Source organism: Micromonospora sp. NPDC049171 (assembly GCF_040648275.1).
Lineage (GTDB): Bacteria > Actinomycetota > Actinomycetes > Mycobacteriales > Micromonosporaceae > Micromonospora.
In genome coordinates this window covers 34,823-49,671 of the sequence record NZ_JBEZDJ010000015.1, presented here as the reverse complement: position 1 = coordinate 49,671, position 14,849 = coordinate 34,823, and the positions used below count along the sequence as shown (strand labels likewise).

The 14,849-nt window shown below is 72.8% G+C and carries 18 protein-coding genes; 13 read left to right on the top strand and 5 right to left on the bottom strand.

Annotated elements, in window-relative coordinates; genetic code table 11:
• Nucleotides 1-36 precede the first annotated feature (36 nt).
• From hisD to hisF, 12 genes are all read left to right on the top strand, one after another.
• Nucleotides 37-1,359 carry a histidinol dehydrogenase gene (gene hisD / locus AB0B14_RS19800; protein WP_357069575.1) on the top strand — a complete coding sequence of 441 codons (1,323 nt, stop codon included), beginning with the start codon at nt 37-39 and terminating at the stop codon, nt 1,357-1,359.
• Nucleotides 1,356-2,438, top strand: a complete 1,083-nt coding sequence (locus AB0B14_RS19795; protein WP_357069577.1) for a histidinol-phosphate transaminase — start codon at nt 1,356-1,358, stop codon at nt 2,436-2,438. Before hisD ends, AB0B14_RS19795 begins: the two co-directional genes overlap by 4 nt.
• Nucleotides 2,435-3,046: an imidazoleglycerol-phosphate dehydratase HisB gene (gene hisB / locus AB0B14_RS19790; protein ID WP_357069579.1), complete on the top strand. Its 612-nt coding sequence runs from the start codon at nt 2,435-2,437 to the stop codon at nt 3,044-3,046. Before AB0B14_RS19795 ends, hisB begins: the two co-directional genes overlap by 4 nt.
• Before the next feature lie 108 nt (nt 3,047-3,154).
• Entirely contained in the window at nt 3,155-3,328 is a 174-nt protein-coding gene (locus AB0B14_RS19785) for a hypothetical protein (RefSeq protein ID WP_357069581.1), read from the top strand.
• A complete protein-coding gene (gene hisH / locus AB0B14_RS19780) occupies nt 3,325-3,957 on the top strand; it encodes an imidazole glycerol phosphate synthase subunit HisH (RefSeq protein WP_357069583.1) in 633 nt (210 codons plus the stop codon). Before AB0B14_RS19785 ends, hisH begins: the two co-directional genes overlap by 4 nt.
• Nucleotides 3,958-3,993: 36 nt before the next feature.
• Nucleotides 3,994-4,317: a hypothetical protein gene (locus AB0B14_RS19775; RefSeq protein ID WP_357069585.1), complete on the top strand. Its 324-nt coding sequence runs from the start codon at nt 3,994-3,996 to the stop codon at nt 4,315-4,317.
• 14 nt (nt 4,318-4,331) lie between these two features.
• Entirely contained in the window at nt 4,332-5,057 is a 726-nt protein-coding gene (gene priA, locus AB0B14_RS19770; protein ID WP_357069587.1) for a bifunctional 1-(5-phosphoribosyl)-5-((5-phosphoribosylamino)methylideneamino)imidazole-4-carboxamide isomerase/phosphoribosylanthranilate isomerase PriA, read from the top strand.
• A complete protein-coding gene (locus AB0B14_RS19765) occupies nt 5,054-5,443 on the top strand; it encodes a Rid family hydrolase (protein WP_357069589.1) in 390 nt (129 codons plus the stop codon). Before priA ends, AB0B14_RS19765 begins: the two co-directional genes overlap by 4 nt.
• Nucleotides 5,444-5,520: 77 nt before the next feature.
• Entirely contained in the window at nt 5,521-5,967 is a 447-nt protein-coding gene (locus tag AB0B14_RS19760; protein ID WP_357069591.1) for a MarR family transcriptional regulator, read from the top strand.
• A gap of 5 nt (nt 5,968-5,972) precedes the next feature.
• Entirely contained in the window at nt 5,973-6,404 is a 432-nt protein-coding gene (locus tag AB0B14_RS19755; protein ID WP_357069593.1) for an organic hydroperoxide resistance protein, read from the top strand.
• 47 nt (nt 6,405-6,451) lie between these two features.
• Nucleotides 6,452-7,447, top strand: a complete 996-nt coding sequence (locus AB0B14_RS19750; protein WP_357523433.1) for an NADP-dependent oxidoreductase — start codon at nt 6,452-6,454, stop codon at nt 7,445-7,447.
• A 73-nt stretch (nt 7,448-7,520) separates the two neighbouring features.
• Nucleotides 7,521-8,288, top strand: coding sequence for an imidazole glycerol phosphate synthase subunit HisF (hisF, locus tag AB0B14_RS19745; RefSeq protein ID WP_357069597.1), 768 nt, complete (start codon nt 7,521-7,523; stop codon nt 8,286-8,288).
• Between the two features lie 5 nt (nt 8,289-8,293).
• On the opposite strand, the gene AB0B14_RS19740 is transcribed toward hisF, so the two are convergent.
• Together AB0B14_RS19740 and AB0B14_RS19735 are read right to left on the bottom strand one after the other, a co-directional pair.
• The gene (locus AB0B14_RS19740; protein WP_357069599.1) at nt 8,294-8,755 is read right to left on the bottom strand and encodes a hypothetical protein; all 462 of its coding nucleotides are present in this window, start codon (nt 8,753-8,755) and stop codon (nt 8,294-8,296) included.
• Between the two features lie 101 nt (nt 8,756-8,856).
• Nucleotides 8,857-9,522 (bottom strand): hypothetical protein, encoded by a 666-nt coding sequence (locus AB0B14_RS19735; RefSeq protein ID WP_357069601.1) that lies wholly within the window; start codon nt 9,520-9,522, stop codon nt 8,857-8,859.
• A gap of 59 nt (nt 9,523-9,581) precedes the next feature.
• Here AB0B14_RS19735 and AB0B14_RS19730 point away from each other — a divergent pair, with 59 nt between their 5' ends.
• Nucleotides 9,582-11,039 carry a PLP-dependent aminotransferase family protein gene (locus tag AB0B14_RS19730; protein WP_357069603.1) on the top strand — a complete coding sequence of 486 codons (1,458 nt, stop codon included), beginning with the start codon at nt 9,582-9,584 and terminating at the stop codon, nt 11,037-11,039.
• A gap of 61 nt (nt 11,040-11,100) precedes the next feature.
• On the opposite strand, the gene AB0B14_RS19725 is transcribed toward AB0B14_RS19730, so the two are convergent.
• The 3 genes from AB0B14_RS19725 to AB0B14_RS19715 all read right to left on the bottom strand — a co-directional run bounded on the left by AB0B14_RS19725 (nt 11,101) and on the right by AB0B14_RS19715 (nt 14,771).
• Nucleotides 11,101-12,927, bottom strand: coding sequence for a long-chain fatty acid--CoA ligase (locus AB0B14_RS19725; RefSeq protein WP_357523431.1), 1,827 nt, complete (start codon nt 12,925-12,927; stop codon nt 11,101-11,103).
• A gap of 138 nt (nt 12,928-13,065) precedes the next feature.
• Complete coding sequence (locus AB0B14_RS19720; protein WP_357523429.1) at nt 13,066-13,941, bottom strand: terpene synthase; 876 nt, start codon at nt 13,939-13,941, stop codon at nt 13,066-13,068.
• A 200-nt stretch (nt 13,942-14,141) separates the two neighbouring features.
• Nucleotides 14,142-14,771, bottom strand: coding sequence for a TIGR03085 family metal-binding protein (locus tag AB0B14_RS19715; RefSeq protein WP_357069610.1), 630 nt, complete (start codon nt 14,769-14,771; stop codon nt 14,142-14,144).
• Between the last annotated feature and the right edge of the window lie 78 nt (nt 14,772-14,849).

Sequence of the window (14,849 nt, the reverse complement as noted above, 5' to 3'; positions counted from 1 at the left end):
GGGTGCACTCCGCGCCGGCCGCCTAGACTCGCAAGGGTGCTGAATCGGATCGACCTGCGCAACGGTCTCGGTGACCCGCGCCGCCTGCTGCCCCGTGCCCAGCTCGACGTGTCGGTTGCCGTCGAGCGGATCCGCCCTCTGGTGGAGGCGGTCCGCGAGCATGGATACCCGGCGATCCGGGAGGCCAGCGAGCGGTTCGACGGCATCTCCCCGGAGGTGCTGCGGGTGCCGGTCGAGGCGATCGCCGAGGCCGAGGGCGTGCTCGACCCGGCCGTCCGCGCCGCCCTGCTGGAGTCGATCAGCCGAGCTCGCAAGGTGCACGACGAGCAGCGGCGCCCCGACCACACCACCCAGGTGGTGCCCGGTGGCACGGTCACCGAGCGGTGGGTGCCGGTCGACCGGGTCGGCCTCTACGTGCCGGGTGGCCTGGCGATGTACCCGTCGACGGTGGTGATGAACGTCGTGCCCGCCCAGGCGGCCGGAGTGCGGTCGCTGGTGGTGGCCAGCCCGCCGCAGAAGGACAACGGCGGCCTGCCCGACCCCCGGGTGCTCGCCGCGTGCGCGCTGCTCGGCGTCGACGAGGTGTACGCCGTGGGCGGGGCCCAGGCGGTGGCGATGCTGGCGTACGGCGCGGCGGTCGACCCGACGGGTGCGCAGCGGTGCGACCCGGTCGACCTGATCACCGGCCCCGGCAACATCTGGGTGACCGCCGCCAAGCGGCTGCTGCGCGGGGTGGTGGGCATCGACGCCGAGGCCGGGCCGACCGAGATCGCGATCCTGGCCGACGACACGGCCGATCCGGCGCACGTCGCCGCCGACCTGATCAGTCAGGCCGAGCACGACCCGCTCGCCGCGAGCGTGCTGGTCACCCCGTCGCTGACGCTCGTCGAGGCGGTCGAGCGGGAGTTGGCCCGGCAGGTGCCGGCGACCAAACACACCGAGCGGGTCACCACGGCGCTGACCGGCGAGCAGAGCGGCGTGGTCCTCGTCGACGACCTGGAGGCGGGGCTGCGGGTGGTCGACGCGTACGCGGCCGAGCACCTGGAGATCCAGACGGTGGACGCCCGCGAGTGGGCGATGCGGGTCCGCAACGCGGGGGCGATCTTCGTGGGCGCCTGGTCGCCGGTGTCGCTCGGCGACTACTGCGCCGGGTCCAACCACGTGCTGCCCACCGGCGGCTGCGCGCGGCACTCCTCCGGGTTGTCGGTGCAGTCCTTCCTGCGCGGCGTGCACCTCATCGAATACACCGAGGACGCGCTGCGCGACGTCGCCCCGCACGTGGTCACCCTCGCCGGGGTGGAAGATCTGCCCGCGCACGGCCAGGCGGTCCAGGCCCGCTTCCCGGGAGGGTCGGCGTGAGCGAGCGCACCAGCCTGGAGGACCTGCCGATCCGCGACGACCTGCGGGGGCTGTCGCCGTACGGCGCGCCGCAGCTGGACGTGCCGGTGCGGCTCAACACCAACGAGAACTCCCACCCGGTGCCGGAGCCGGTGGTCGATGCCATCGGCAAGGCCCTCGCGGCCGAGCTGCGTGAGCTCAACCGCTACCCGGACCGGGACGCGGTGGCGCTCCGCGCCGACCTGGCCGCATATCTCGGGCACGGGCTCACCGTCGAGCAGGTGTGGGCGGCCAACGGCTCCAACGAGATCCAGCAGCAACTGCTCCAGGCGTTCGGTGGGCCGGGGCGCAGTGCGCTCGGTTTCGTTCCGGCGTACTCGATGCACCCGCTGCTGGCCCTCGGCACCGGCACCCGGTGGGTGCCCGCGCGGCGCGGCGTCGACTTCGGTCTGACCGTCGAGGAGGCGGTCGCCCAGGTCCGGGAGCACCGACCCGACGTGGTCTTCCTCTGCTCGCCGAACAACCCCACCGGCACCGCCCTGGACCCGGCGGTGATCGCCGCGGTGCTGGACGTCGCGCCCGGGATGGTGGTCGTCGACGAGGCGTACGCCGAGTTCGCCCGACCGGGGACGGTCAGCGCCCTCGCGGTGTTGCCCGGCCACCCGCGGTTGGTGGTCACCCGGACGATGAGCAAGGCGTTCGGCTTCGCCGGCGGGCGGCTGGGTTATTTGGCCGCCGACCCGGCGGTGGTGCAGGCGGTGCAACTCGTCCGACTGCCGTATCATCTCTCCGCGCTGACCCAGGCCGCCGCCCGCGCGGCGGTGGCCCACCGCGACACCCTCCTCGGTACGGTGAGCGCGATCATGGTGCAGCGGGACCGGATCGTGGCGACGCTGCGCGAGCGCGGGTTGCGGGTCGCCGACAGCGACGCCAACTTCGTGCTCTTCGAGGTGGGCGGCGACCAGACCACCGTCTGGCGCGCCCTGCTGGCGCAGGGGGTGCTGGTCCGCGATGTCGGCCTGCCGGGCTGGCTGCGGGTGACCGCCGGCACCGCCGCCGAGACCGACGCCTTCCTTTCTGCAATGGAGATTTCGCGATGAGTCGGACCGCCCGGGTGGAGCGGATCACCAAGGAGACCAAGGTTCTCGTCGAGATCGACCTCGACGGGAACGGCACCGCCGAGATCAGCACCGGCGTCGGCTTCTACGACCACATGCTGCACCAGATCGCCCGGCACGGTGGCTTCGACCTGACCGTACGCACCGTGGGTGACCTGGAGATCGACGCGCACCACACGATCGAGGACACCGCCCTCGCCCTGGGCGCCGCGTTCGACCAGGCGCTGGGCGACAAGGCCGGCATCCGGCGGTACGGTTCGGCGACCGTGCCGATGGACGAGGTGCTGGTCCGGGCCGCGGTGGATCTGTCCGGTCGGCCGTACGTGGTGCACGACGAGCCGGCGCTGGCCCCGTACATCGGTCCGGTGTACGCGACGAGCATGACCCGCCACATCTGGGAGTCCTTCGGTCAGGCGGCCCGGGTCACGTTGCACGTCGACGTGCTGCGGGCGGCCCGGCCGGGCGGTCACCCGGACGCGCACCACGTGGTGGAGGCCCAGTTCAAGGCGGTCTCCCGGGCGTTGCGCGAGGCCACCGCGATCGATCCCCGTGCGGCGGGCGCGATCCCCAGCACGAAGGGCGCGCTCTGATGAGCGCAGCGCAGCGGAGCCCCGCAGTCGCGAATGGAAGGTGGCTCTGATGAGCGCGAGGAGCGCAGCGCAGCGGAGCCCCGCAGTCGCGAATGGAAGGTGGCTCTGATGGGCGGCGTGCTGCCGACGTTGCTGCTGATCCTGGCCGGGGTGCTGGTCGGTGGCGCGTGGTCGCTGTACCGCCAGGGCGCGGCGAAGGGCGCGGTTTTCGTCACCGCGTTGCTCGCGGTGCTCGCCACTGTCGGTGGGGTGCTGTGGCTGTTGCCGGGCGGCGACGCGTGAGCGCCGTGGTGGTGCTCGACTACGGTTCGGGCAACCTGCGCTCGGCGGAGCGGGCGTTGGTCGCCGCCGGTGCCGATGTGCGGGTGACCGACGACCTGGCCGCCGCGGCGGACGCCGATGGTCTGGTGGTGCCGGGGGTGGGCGCGTACGCCGCGTGCATGGCCGGGATCGAGGCGCTCGGCGCCGGCCCGGTGATCGCCGAGCGGGTGGCCGCCGGTCGGCCGGTGCTCGGCATCTGTGTGGGCATGCAGGTGCTCTTCGAGCATGGTGACGAGCACGGTGTGGTGACCAAGGGGCTCGGGTTGCTGCCCGGCGGGGTGACCCGGCTGGCCGCCACCCGGTTGCCGCACATGGGCTGGAACACGGTCCGGGCGCCTGCGGAGTCGGTGCTCTTCGCGGGGCTGTCGGAGCGGAGTCGGTTCTACTTCGTGCACTCGTACGCGATGGGCGACCCGGCGGCGCTTGCCGCTGCCGGTGCCGTGGTGACCACCGCCCGGCACGACACGGATTTCGTGGCCGCGGTGGAGCGGGGTCCGCTGTCGGCGGCGCAGTTCCATCCGGAGAAGTCCGCCGACACCGGTGCCGCGCTGTTGCGCAACTGGCTCGCCACGCTGCCCAGCGGTGGCTGAGCGTCGTCGCCCGACGCCCGGTCCGCGGGTGTCGCGGTGAGCCGGGAGCGGGCCCGCCGGCGGGCGGAGCGGGAGGCGCAGCAGGCTCGGGAGCGGGCGGTGCGGCAGCGTCAGGTGGCGCGCCGGCAGCGCCGTCGCGCGGTGGTCCGCCGGTTGACGCCGCGGTTGCGGCGGGGCCGTTCCGGGCGGCTGGCGCGGCACACCCGGGGTGAGCGGGCCGCTATCGTGCTGCTCACCGGTGCGGCGTTGATTCTGATCTGGACGTTCGTCGACAACCTGGCGTTGCGTATCGCGCTGATCGTGCTCTTGCTGCTCGTACTTCCGGCGATCGTCGTGATCGCCCTGGACCGTCGTACCTGATCGAGGAGAAGACGTTGAGCCTCACCCTGTTACCCGCCGTGGATGTCGCCGACGGCCGGGCCGTCCGGCTCGTGCAGGGCGCCCTCGGAAGCGAGAGCAACTACGGCGAGCCGCTGGACGCGGCGCTGGCCTGGCAGCAGGACGGCGCCGAGTGGATCCACCTGGTCGACCTGGACGCGGCGTTCGGTCGGGGCACCAACGCGCACCTGCTCGCGGAGGTGGTGCGGCAGTTGGACGTGAAGGTGGAGCTGTCCGGTGGCATCCGGGACGACGAGTCGCTGCGAGCGGCGCTGGGCACCGGGGCGGCCCGGGTGAACATCGGCACCGCCGCCCTGGAGGACCCGGTCTGGTGTGACCGGGTGGTCGCGGAGTACGGCGACCGGGTGGCCATCGGGCTGGACGTGCGTGGGCACACGCTTTCCGCGCGGGGCTGGACCCGCGACGGCGGCGACCTGTACGAGGTGCTGGAGCGGCTGGACAAGGCGGGCGCGAGCCGGTACGTGGTCACCGACATCACCAAGGACGGCACGATGCGTGGTCCGAACCTGGACCTGCTGCGCGAGGTGTGCGCCCGCACCGACCGGCCGGTGATCGCCTCCGGCGGCGTGTCCACGCTTGACGACCTGCGGGCGTTGGCGACCCTGGAGTCGGTCGGGGTGGAGGGCGTGATCGCCGGCAAGGCGCTCTACGCGGGGGCCTTCACGGTGGCCGAGGCGCTGCGGACCCTGGCCGAGGTGTGACGGTCACCCGGCTCGGCTCGGGTGGCCCGTGGGAGCAGCATTACGGCTACTCGCGGGTGGTCCGGGCCGGCGACCGGGCCTTCACGGCCGGCTGTACGGCGACGGTGGACGGCCGGGTGGTGCACGTCGGTGACGCCGCCGCGCAGACCGCGCAGGCGTTGCGGATCGCGTTGGCGGCGCTCGCCGAGGTGGGCGCCGAGCCGGGCGACGTGGTCCGGACCAGGATGTACGTGACCGACCGGCTGCACGCCGACGAGGTGGGCCGGGCGCACAACGTGGTCTTCGGTGCGGTCCGGCCGGCGGCGACGCTCGTGGTGGTGGCCGGGTTGCTGGACCCGGAGCACCTGGTCGAGGTGGAGGTGGAGGCGTACCTCGGCGGTCGTTGAGGCCGGCGGGCGGTGCGGCCCGGCGACGTGCGGTCCGATAAGTTGTGCACAATTTAATTGTGGGCTACGGTTCACCGGTGACCGATGACCTGGGGCTGCGCCGGCAGGTGTGCTTCGCGCTCTACGCCGCGTCACGCGCCCTGACCGACGTCTACCGGCCGATCCTCGACGAGGTCGGGATCACCTACCCGCAGTACCTGGTGTTGCTGGTGCTCTGGGAGCGTCCCGACGACGCCCCCACCGTGTCCGAGCTGGGCACCGAGCTGCGCCTGGACTCCGGCACGCTCTCCCCGCTGCTCAAGCGGCTGGAGGGGGCGGGTCTGGTGGTGCGGCGCCGGTCGGCGCGCGACGAGCGGCGGGTCGAGGTGGGCCTCACCGAGCAGGGTGCGGCGCTGCGGGAGCAGCTCTGCGACGTTCCGCTGCGGATCGCCCAGGCCACCGGGCTCGGCATCGCCGAGCTGGTCACGCTGCGCGACACCCTCAACCGGGTCACCGACACCATCCACCGACAGAAGGAGCAGTGACTCTCATGCAGGCTCTCTACACCGCGTCCGCGACCGCGACCGGCGACGGCCGCGACGGCCACGTCCAGACCTCCGACGGCACCCTCGCGCTCGACCTGGCCGTGCCGAAGGAGATGGGTGGCGCCGGCGGTGCCGCCAACCCCGAGCAGCTCTTCGCCGCCGGCTACGCGGCCTGCTTCCACGGCGCCCTGCGGCTGGTGGCCCGCCGGGCCAAGGCCGACGTGAGCGGCTCCGTCGTCGCCGCCGAGGTCGGCATCGGCCCGAACGGCAGCGGCGGTTTCGGGCTCACCGTGCGGCTCGTCGTCGACCTGCCCGCCGTCTCCCGCGAGACCGCCGAGCAGCTCGTCGAGCAGGCCCACCAGGTCTGCCCGTACTCCAACGCCACCCGCGGCAACATCGACGTCGCGCTGACCGTCCGGGAGACCTCGGCCGCGTGACGTCGCGGACCCCAGACCCCCACCGCGGACGAGAGGACGACCACCCGATGACCGGCAATCGCGAGATCCACCTGGCCAGCCGCCCGCAGGGTTGGCCCACCGAGGACACCTTCCGGCTCGTCGAGACCGACGTCCCGACACCCGGACCGGGCCAGCTCGTGGTCCGCAACCAGTACCTGTCCGTCGACCCGTACATGCGCGGACGGATGAACGACGTCAAGTCGTACGTCGCGCCGTTCGCCCTCGACGCCCCGCTCGACGGTGCGGCGGTCGGCGAGGTGGTGGCCAGCGAGTCGCCGGACATCGCGGTCGGCGACACCGTGCTGCACGGGCTTGGCTGGCGGGAGTACGCGCTGCTCGACGCCACCTCCGCCCGGCCGGTCGACCCGAGCCTGGCGCCGGTCAGCGCGTACCTCGGCGTGCTCGGCATGCCCGGGCTGACCGCGTACGCCGGGTTGCTGGAGGTGGCCGCGATGAAGCCCGGCGAGACGGTCTTCGTCTCCGCCGCGGCCGGCGCGGTCGGCAGCCTGGTCGGCCAGATCGCCAAGCTCAGGGGCGCCGCCCGGGTGGTCGGCAGCGCCGGCTCGCCGGCCAAGGTCGAGCGGCTGCGGGCGTTGGGCTTCGACGCCGCCTTCGACTACCACGACGGGGTCCGCGAGTCGCTGCGGGCCGCCGCTCCGGACGGCATCGACGTCTACTTCGACAACGTCGGCGGCGACCACCTGGAGGCGGCGATCTCGGCCCTGAACCTGCACGGCCGGGTCGCCATCTGCGGCATGATCGCGCAGTACAACGACACCGAGCCGCCGGCCGCGCCGCGCAACCTGTCCCAGGTCATCGGCAAGCGGCTCACCCTGCGCGGCTTCCTGGTCCGCGACCACAACCACCTGCGGGACGCGCTCCTGACGGACGTCGGGGGCTGGCTGCGTGAGGGTGCGCTGTCCTACGACGAGACGATCGTGGACGGCATCGAGAACGCCCCGGAGGCGTTCCTCGGTCTGCTGCGCGGCGACAACGTCGGCAAGATGCTCGTCAAGGTGTGACGCGGACCTCGTCCACGGCGGTCGACCCGATCGGGTCGACCGCCGTGCCGCGTGCGGAGGATAGGCTCGCGGCATGACGGTGGCGGTACGGGTGATCCCCTGTCTCGACGTGGACGCCGGGCGGGTGGTCAAGGGTGTCAACTTCCTCGACCTGCGCGACGCCGGCGACCCGGTGGAGTTGGCCGCCGCGTACGACCGGGCCGGGGCGGACGAGCTGACCTTCCTCGACGTGACCGCGTCCTCGAGTGACCGGGGCACCATGCTCGACGTGGTGCGCCGCACCGCCGAGTCGGTGTTCATCCCGCTGACCGTCGGCGGCGGGGTCCGACAGGTCGCCGACGTGGACACGCTGCTGCGCGCCGGGGCGGACAAGGTCGGCGTGAACACCGCCGCCATCGCCCGGCCGGAGTTGATCGCCGAGATCGCCGACCGGTTCGGCCGGCAGGTGCTGGTGCTCTCCCTCGACGTGCGCCGGGCCCCGACCGACATCACCCCCAGCGGGTTCGAGGTCACCACCCACGGCGGCCGGCGCGGCACGGGCATCGACGCGGTGTGGTGGGCGCAGCGGGGGGCCGAGCTGGGCGCGGGCGAGATCCTGCTCAACTCGATGGACGCCGACGGCACCAAGGCCGGCTTCGACCTGGAGCTGATCGCCGCGGTGCGGGCGGTGGTGGACGTGCCGGTGGTGGCCAGCGGGGGCGCGGGCGAGGTGGCCCACTTTCCGCCCGCGATCGGCGCTGGTGCGGACGCGGTGCTCGCCGCCAGTGTCTTCCACTTCGGTGAGCTGACCGTGGCCGAGGTCAAGGACGCGCTGCGGCACAGCGGCCACCCGGTGCGCTGACCCGGTCAGTGCCCGCCGGAGTGCCCCTCCGGTGACCGGCGGGGCGTGGGGATCGAGCGGACCGCGTATTCCTGGACGGCCGCCGCGTGGTCGGCCTCGTCCAGGCGCCAGTCGGCGCTGCCGGGCGCGTGCCGGCGGGTCAGCACGCCCTGCACGGTGTCCACCATGGTCGCCACCCCCGCGCGTGGCCGGGTGCGCCAGAGCTGCTCACCCTCGGCGGTGATCCGGAACCAGCCGTCGCTGACGCTGACCAGCCCGGCCCCGACCAGCCGCTGGACCGCGGCCTCCACCTCGTGCCGCTGGGGAATCGCGTGGTTGAGGTGGTCGGCGGTGGAGAGCACATCGGTCAGACGCACGCCCTCCGGCCGTCGACTTGTCGCCGACCGACGGTGCCGCCCGGCCCCGCTGGCGATGACCAGCGACACGAAGATCCAGGCGTCCGTCCATCGCCAACCGTTCTCCCCCATGCAGAGATGATGACGGCGCGCGTCGCGGAAGGGAACACCCACCCTCCCAACTGGTATGTCGGACCACCACGACGTACCGGTTCGCGGACGGTGGGTGAGGCTCAGCCGGTGGTGGTGATCGGCGCGGCGCTGCCCGGCGTGGGCGTGGCGTCGTCCGCACCGTCGGGCACCGCGAACATCGGGATGAAGAGTTGGGCCAACGGGCCGATGGCCAGCGCGTACGCGACGGTGCCCACACCGACCGTGCCGTCGAGCAGCCAGCCGAGCGCCAGCACGGTGACCTCGATGACGGTGCGCACCAGCCGGACCGACAGGCCCGGTCGGCGGGCCACGAAGCCGGTCATCAGCCCGTCTCGGGGGCCCGGACCCAGTCGCGCGCCGAGATAGAGGCCGGTGGCGGCGCCGTTGGCGACGATCCCGGTGACCAGCAGCGCGATCCGGGCGCTGAGCGGGCCACCGGTGGGTAGGAGGGCCAGTGTGGCGTCCACGACCAGGCCGATCACCACGACGTTGCTGACCGTGCCGAGGCCCGGCCGCTGTCGTAACGGGATCCAGAGCAGCAGCACCAACGCGCCGACGGCGATGGTGACGGTGCCGAAGGAGAGCCCGGTCAGCTTGGACAGCCCCTGGTGGAACACGTCCCAGGGGTCGAGGCCCAGGCCGGAGCGGATCATCAGGGCCATGCTGACGCCGTAGAGGGTGAGCCCGAGGTAGAGCTGCGCCAGTCGCCGAACCGGCCGGTGCCGCAGATTGCCAAGCAGTGCCATGCATGCCACTCTAGGTGCCAATCCTCGCCGAGGAAGAAGCCAATATTCCAGGAGTGGTTATGACCGGGCAGGTGCGCGGCGTCCAATTGGCCCGTCTGCTCGGGCAGTGGCACGCCCTGCCGGGTCGTCGGCGCAGTCCTGACTACGCCGCGCTGGCCGGGTCGGTGCGCGGGCTGCTCGCCGACGGCCGGTTGCCGCTGGGCGTCCGCCTCCCGGCCGAACGGGAGCTGGCCGAGGCGCTGCGGATCAGCCGGACCACTGTCACCGCCGCGTACCGGCAGCTGCGGGAGACCGGGCACCTGGCCAGCCGTCGGGGTGCCGGCAGCTGGACGATGCTGCCCGGCAACCACCGGGTGGCCAGCACCGGCCTGTGGACCCCGCTCGACGACCGGGACATGCTCGACCTCGGCGTCGCCGCGCTGGCCGCCCCGCCGCAACTGCTGACGGCCGCCCGCGCGGCCACCGAGGACCTGCCCCGATACCTGGGCGGGGCCGGCTACCACCCGACCGGCATCATCGAGCTGCGCGAGGCGGTGGCCGGCGCGTACACCGCTCGGGGTCTGCCCACCTCGCCCGACCAGATCATGGTCACCAGCGGCACCCAGCACGCACTGGACCTGGTGTTGCGACTCGCTCTCGCCCCGGGCGGCAGTGTCCTGGTCGAGTCACCGACCTATCCGAACGCGCTCGCCGCGCTGGCCAGCCGACGCGCCCGGATCACCACCCACGGCCTGGCCGCTGACGCCGGGGGGTGGGAGCCCGACCTGCTGCTGGGCAGCCTCCGGCAGACCCGGCCCAAGCTGGCCTACCTGATCCCGGAGTTCCAGAACCCGACCGGGCACCTGATGCCCGCCGTGCTTCGGGAGCGTGTGGTGGCCGCCGCCCACGCGGTCGGCACCGACCTGGTCATCGACGAGTCCTTCGTGGACCTTGCCCTGGACGGCAGCGAGCCGCCGCCCCCGGTCGCCGTCTACGACCGGCACAGTCGGGTGATCAGCATCGGCGGGATGAGCAAGACCTACTGGGGCGGCCTGCGGATCGGCTGGGTGCGTGCCTCCGCGCCGCAGGTGCAGCGGCTGGCCGCCGTCCGGGTCGGGGTGGACATGGCCAGCCCGGTGCTGGACCAACTGCTGGCGGTGCACCTGCTCGCGGACGCCGAGGCCATCGTCGCCGACCGCCGCATCCAGTTGACCGGCCAGCGCGACGCCCTGCTCGGCGCGCTGGCGCACCGACTGCCGGACTGGCGGGTCACCGTGCCAGCCGGTGGCGTGACGCTCTGGGCCGAGTTGGACGGCCCGGTCTCCAGCGCGCTGGCCCGGGCCGCCGAGGAGGTCGGCGTACGGCTGGCGCCCGGCCCCCGGTTCGGCCTGGACGGCACCCTGGAGCGTTTCCTGCGGCTGCCGTTCACCCTGCCCGCCGCGGACCTGGTGGAGGCCGTCGGGCGGATCGCGGCGGTCCGCTACGACCTGGACCGGACCGGCGGGCAGCGGTGGCGGGAGCCGGCCGTCATCGCCTGAGCCCGACCGACGGAGAAGCCGGTGGCCCCGCACCGGCGGGTGCGGGGCCACCTGCGACGCGTCACAGCTCGGCGAGGCTGCCGGCGTACATCTTGTCGATCTCGGCCGCGAAGTTGCTCTCCACGCCCCGCCGCTTGATCTTCAACGACGGGGTTATCTCGCCGTCCTCGATCGTCAGGTCGCGAGGCAGGATGGCCACCTTCTTGATCGTCTCCCAGCGGTTGAGCTTGGCGTTGAGCTGGGCGACGTACTCCTCGACCATCGTCTGGGCCTCCGGCGAGGCGACGATCTCGGTGTAGTCGCGGCCCTCCAGCGGGCCGCCGGCCACCCAGCCCCGGATCGCGTCCGGGTCCAGCGTGACGAGCATGGTGCAGAAGTTGCGGGCCTGACCGACGACGACCGCCTGCGAGGTGTACGGGCAGATCGCCTTGAACATCCCCTCGATGTGCGACGGCGCAATGTACTTGCCGCCCGAGGTCTTGACCAGCTCCTTCTTGCGGTCGGTGATCCGCAGGTAACCCTGCTCGTCCAGGCTGCCGATGTCACCGGTACGGAAGAAGCCGTCCTCGGTGAACGCGGCGGCGGTCTCCTCCGGCAGGTTGTGGTAGCCGCGCATCACCGGCCGACCGCGCAGCAGGACTTCCCCGTCGGTGTCGATCTTGCACTCCAGATCGCCCATCGCCCGGCCCACCGTGCCGATCCGCAATCCCGACGGCGTGTTGACGAAGTTGCCGGCGCTGGTCTCGGTCAGTCCGTAGCCCTCGGAGATCGGCAGGTTCGCCGCGGCGAAGAAGGTCGCGATCTCCGGGCTGAGCGGAGCGGCGCCGGACACCATCACCCGCATCCGGCCGCCGAGGCGGGCCTGCAGTTTGCTGAACACCAGCTTCTCGGCCAGGCCGTAGCGCAGCTTCAGCCCACCCGGCACCGGCTTGCCGGCCTGCTCCAGGGCCACCTTCTCCTTGCCGACCCGGACGCCCCAGGCGAAGATCTTCGCCTTCGCGCCGCCGGCGCTCTGTGCGGTGGTCACCGCCCGGTTGTAGACCTTCTCGAACACCCGGGGGGCGCCGCACATCAGCGTCGGGCGGATCACCGGCAGCAGGTCGACCAACTTTTCCACCCGCCCGTCGACGTAGGTGGGCAGGCCGACGTGGATGGCGCCGCAGAGCAGGGTCTTGCCGAACGAGTGGGCGAGCGGCAGCCACAGGTACTGCAGGTCGCCGTCGCGTAGCAGCCCGCACTCGCTCTGCGCCACGGCCTCCCAGCACCAGCCGCCGTGCAGCAGCTCGACGCCCTTGGGGCGACCGGTGGTGCCGGAGGTGTAGATCAGGGTGGCCAGGTGGTCGGGGCCGATGCCGGCCACCAGCATGTCGATCAGCTCCGGCTCGGCGGCCAGCGCGCGGGTGCCCCGCTCCTCCAGCTCGGCGAGCGTCAGTTGCGGGATCGCGGCGGCGGGGTCGGCGGCGCCGTCGATGAGCACCACGTGGGTCAGCGCGGGCAGGTCGGCGCCGGCGATCTTCCCCGCCTGGGCCGGGTTCTCCGCGAACAGCACCTTCGAACCGGAGTCGGCGATGATGTACGTCGCGTCCGCCGGCTCGGTGGTCGGGTAGACGGCGGTGGTCGCTCCGCCGGCGCACATGATGCCGAGATCGGCGACCACCCAGTCCAGTCGGGTGTTGGCGAGGATCGCGACCGGGTCCTCCTGGCCGACGCCCAGGCCGTGCAGGCCGGCGGCGATCGCCTTGGCACGCTTGCCGACCTGCTCCCAGGTCAGCCAGACCGGCCCCGAGTCGTCGGGGGCCGGGGACGCGAACGCGTGCTGGTCGGGGGTGGCCGCCACGCGCTTGAGAAACATGTCCGGGATGGAGCGGTACTGGACATCGAGAGCCATCGCTGTAGCCGCCTTCGGGGGTGGTGGCGTGACGGTCGTCACGTCATGGTGGTTACCGAAGAGTATTGCCTGGCGCGGTGCGTCGGCTAGCCCCGGTGATCGCCCGGCCGTCGCACCCCGCCGATCGGTACTGTCGAATCAGGCGTACCGGGCGGCCACGACCGACCAGTCGTAGGTGGCGCGGACCCAGTTCCGCCGTGCGGCCAGCGCGTGGCGCACGGCCTCGTCCCCCCTGGCCAGCAGCGCCTGCTCGGCATCGACGAACGCGGCCAGCCCCTCGTTGAACTGGTTCGCCGCGGCCCGCAGCGCGGTCGCCTCGTCCGCGCCGCTGTCTCGGGCGAGCACCGTCACCAGGTTGTGCGCGGCCGGGTCGGCCTGGCTCTCCTTGCCGTAGGAGAAGAGGTCGTTGCACCAACAGACCAGGTCCACCGTCAGCAGGTCCAGGGCGACAAGTGCCGGCTCGGCGTGCAGGGCCGACCCGAGTGGCGGCGCCGCCGCCAGATCGGTAAGCGTGAGGCAGGGGCGTACGCCGCCGATGTGTCGCCGCAGTTGGATGTACTCCGCCACCTTGGGCATCCGCCGCCGCTCCCGGTTGGCCGCCTCCCAGAGCAGCGCCAGCAGGTACTCCCGCAGCTGGCTGACGAACCGCAGCAGCAGTGCCGGGCGGTCGTGCAGCCGGGTCCGGCGGCACAGGTCGTGCAGCGCGTCACCGAGTGGCCCGACGGCGGGCGGTACGACGTCCGGGTCCCCGCAGCGGTCCAGCACGTCGATCAGGGTGCTGATCGCGGGCCCCAGCCGGGCCGGGTCGGCGCCGAGGCCGTCCTCGTCGCAGGCGTCGTCCATGACGAAGAGCCAGCTGATCAGGTCGGTGAGCAGTCGCAGCCCGTCCACCGATCCGTGCGGGCAGGCGCGACCGGCCAGGCCGGCGGCGTCGGCCCGTTGCAGCCGGTGGACGCGATGGCTGGAATCGACCAGCCCGAACGCACGCGCCCACTCGACGCTCTCGCTCGCCACCTGCTCCGTGGCCCCGTGGTGGTCGGCGCGAAACGGGGGCTCCCGCAGCGCCGAAATCGCAAAATTCCGCACAGTGCGCCCCCCACTTCGTGCCGCTCGGCGCGGAGCGGCGCGGTGAAGCGTACGGGAGGAGAAATCAGCGTCTTTCGCTGGGTGTGGGGAATGCCACACCTCTGCTGTGACCGAATAAGCTCAGGGAGTCACATGCCCAGCCTGGCGGCACGCAGTCGACGCGCTACCTCCGTCGTCCCGTCCAGTTGGACCTTCGCCACCCGCTGCCGGCCGGAGAGGAACAGGACCAGTTCGGCGGGGGCGCCGACCAGCCGCAGCGGTTCGCCACCACGACCCACGGAGATCTCGCCGTGACCGGGTGCCTGCACGTAGAGGTCCGCCGGGAAGCGCCGCAGGGCCAGTCGGGCCAGCGGCGCGGCCCGCTTCCACAGGGCGCTCTGCAGGCCGGCGGGCAGGTCGCGTCGTTGCCACCCGGCAGCGGCCCGCCGCACGTCCTCGTGGTGGATGAAGAACTCCATGGTGTTGGCCAGTTCGTCGGTCAGGGGATTGCTGACCGGGCTCCACACCGGCGGCCGTCGCACCTGCGCCACCAGCTCCGGGTAGGGCCGCGCGGCGAGTCGACGACGGACCCGTTCGGCGTGGCCGCGCAGCGGCGGCAGCACGATCCCACCGGCCGCGTCCGGGCGGCGTTCCCGCAGCACCAGGTGGGCGGCGAGGTCACGGGTCGCCCACCCCTCGTTGATCGTCGGGGCGTCCGGCCCGAGGGCCAGCAGGAGATCGGCCAGCGCCTCGCGCTCGGCTCGGGCGTACCGCGGCATGGCCCGATGGTAGGCCCGGTGGCCCGTCGCCGCGCGCGGGCGGATGCCGGCCCGGCGCCCGCCGCTCGTCGCCGTCCG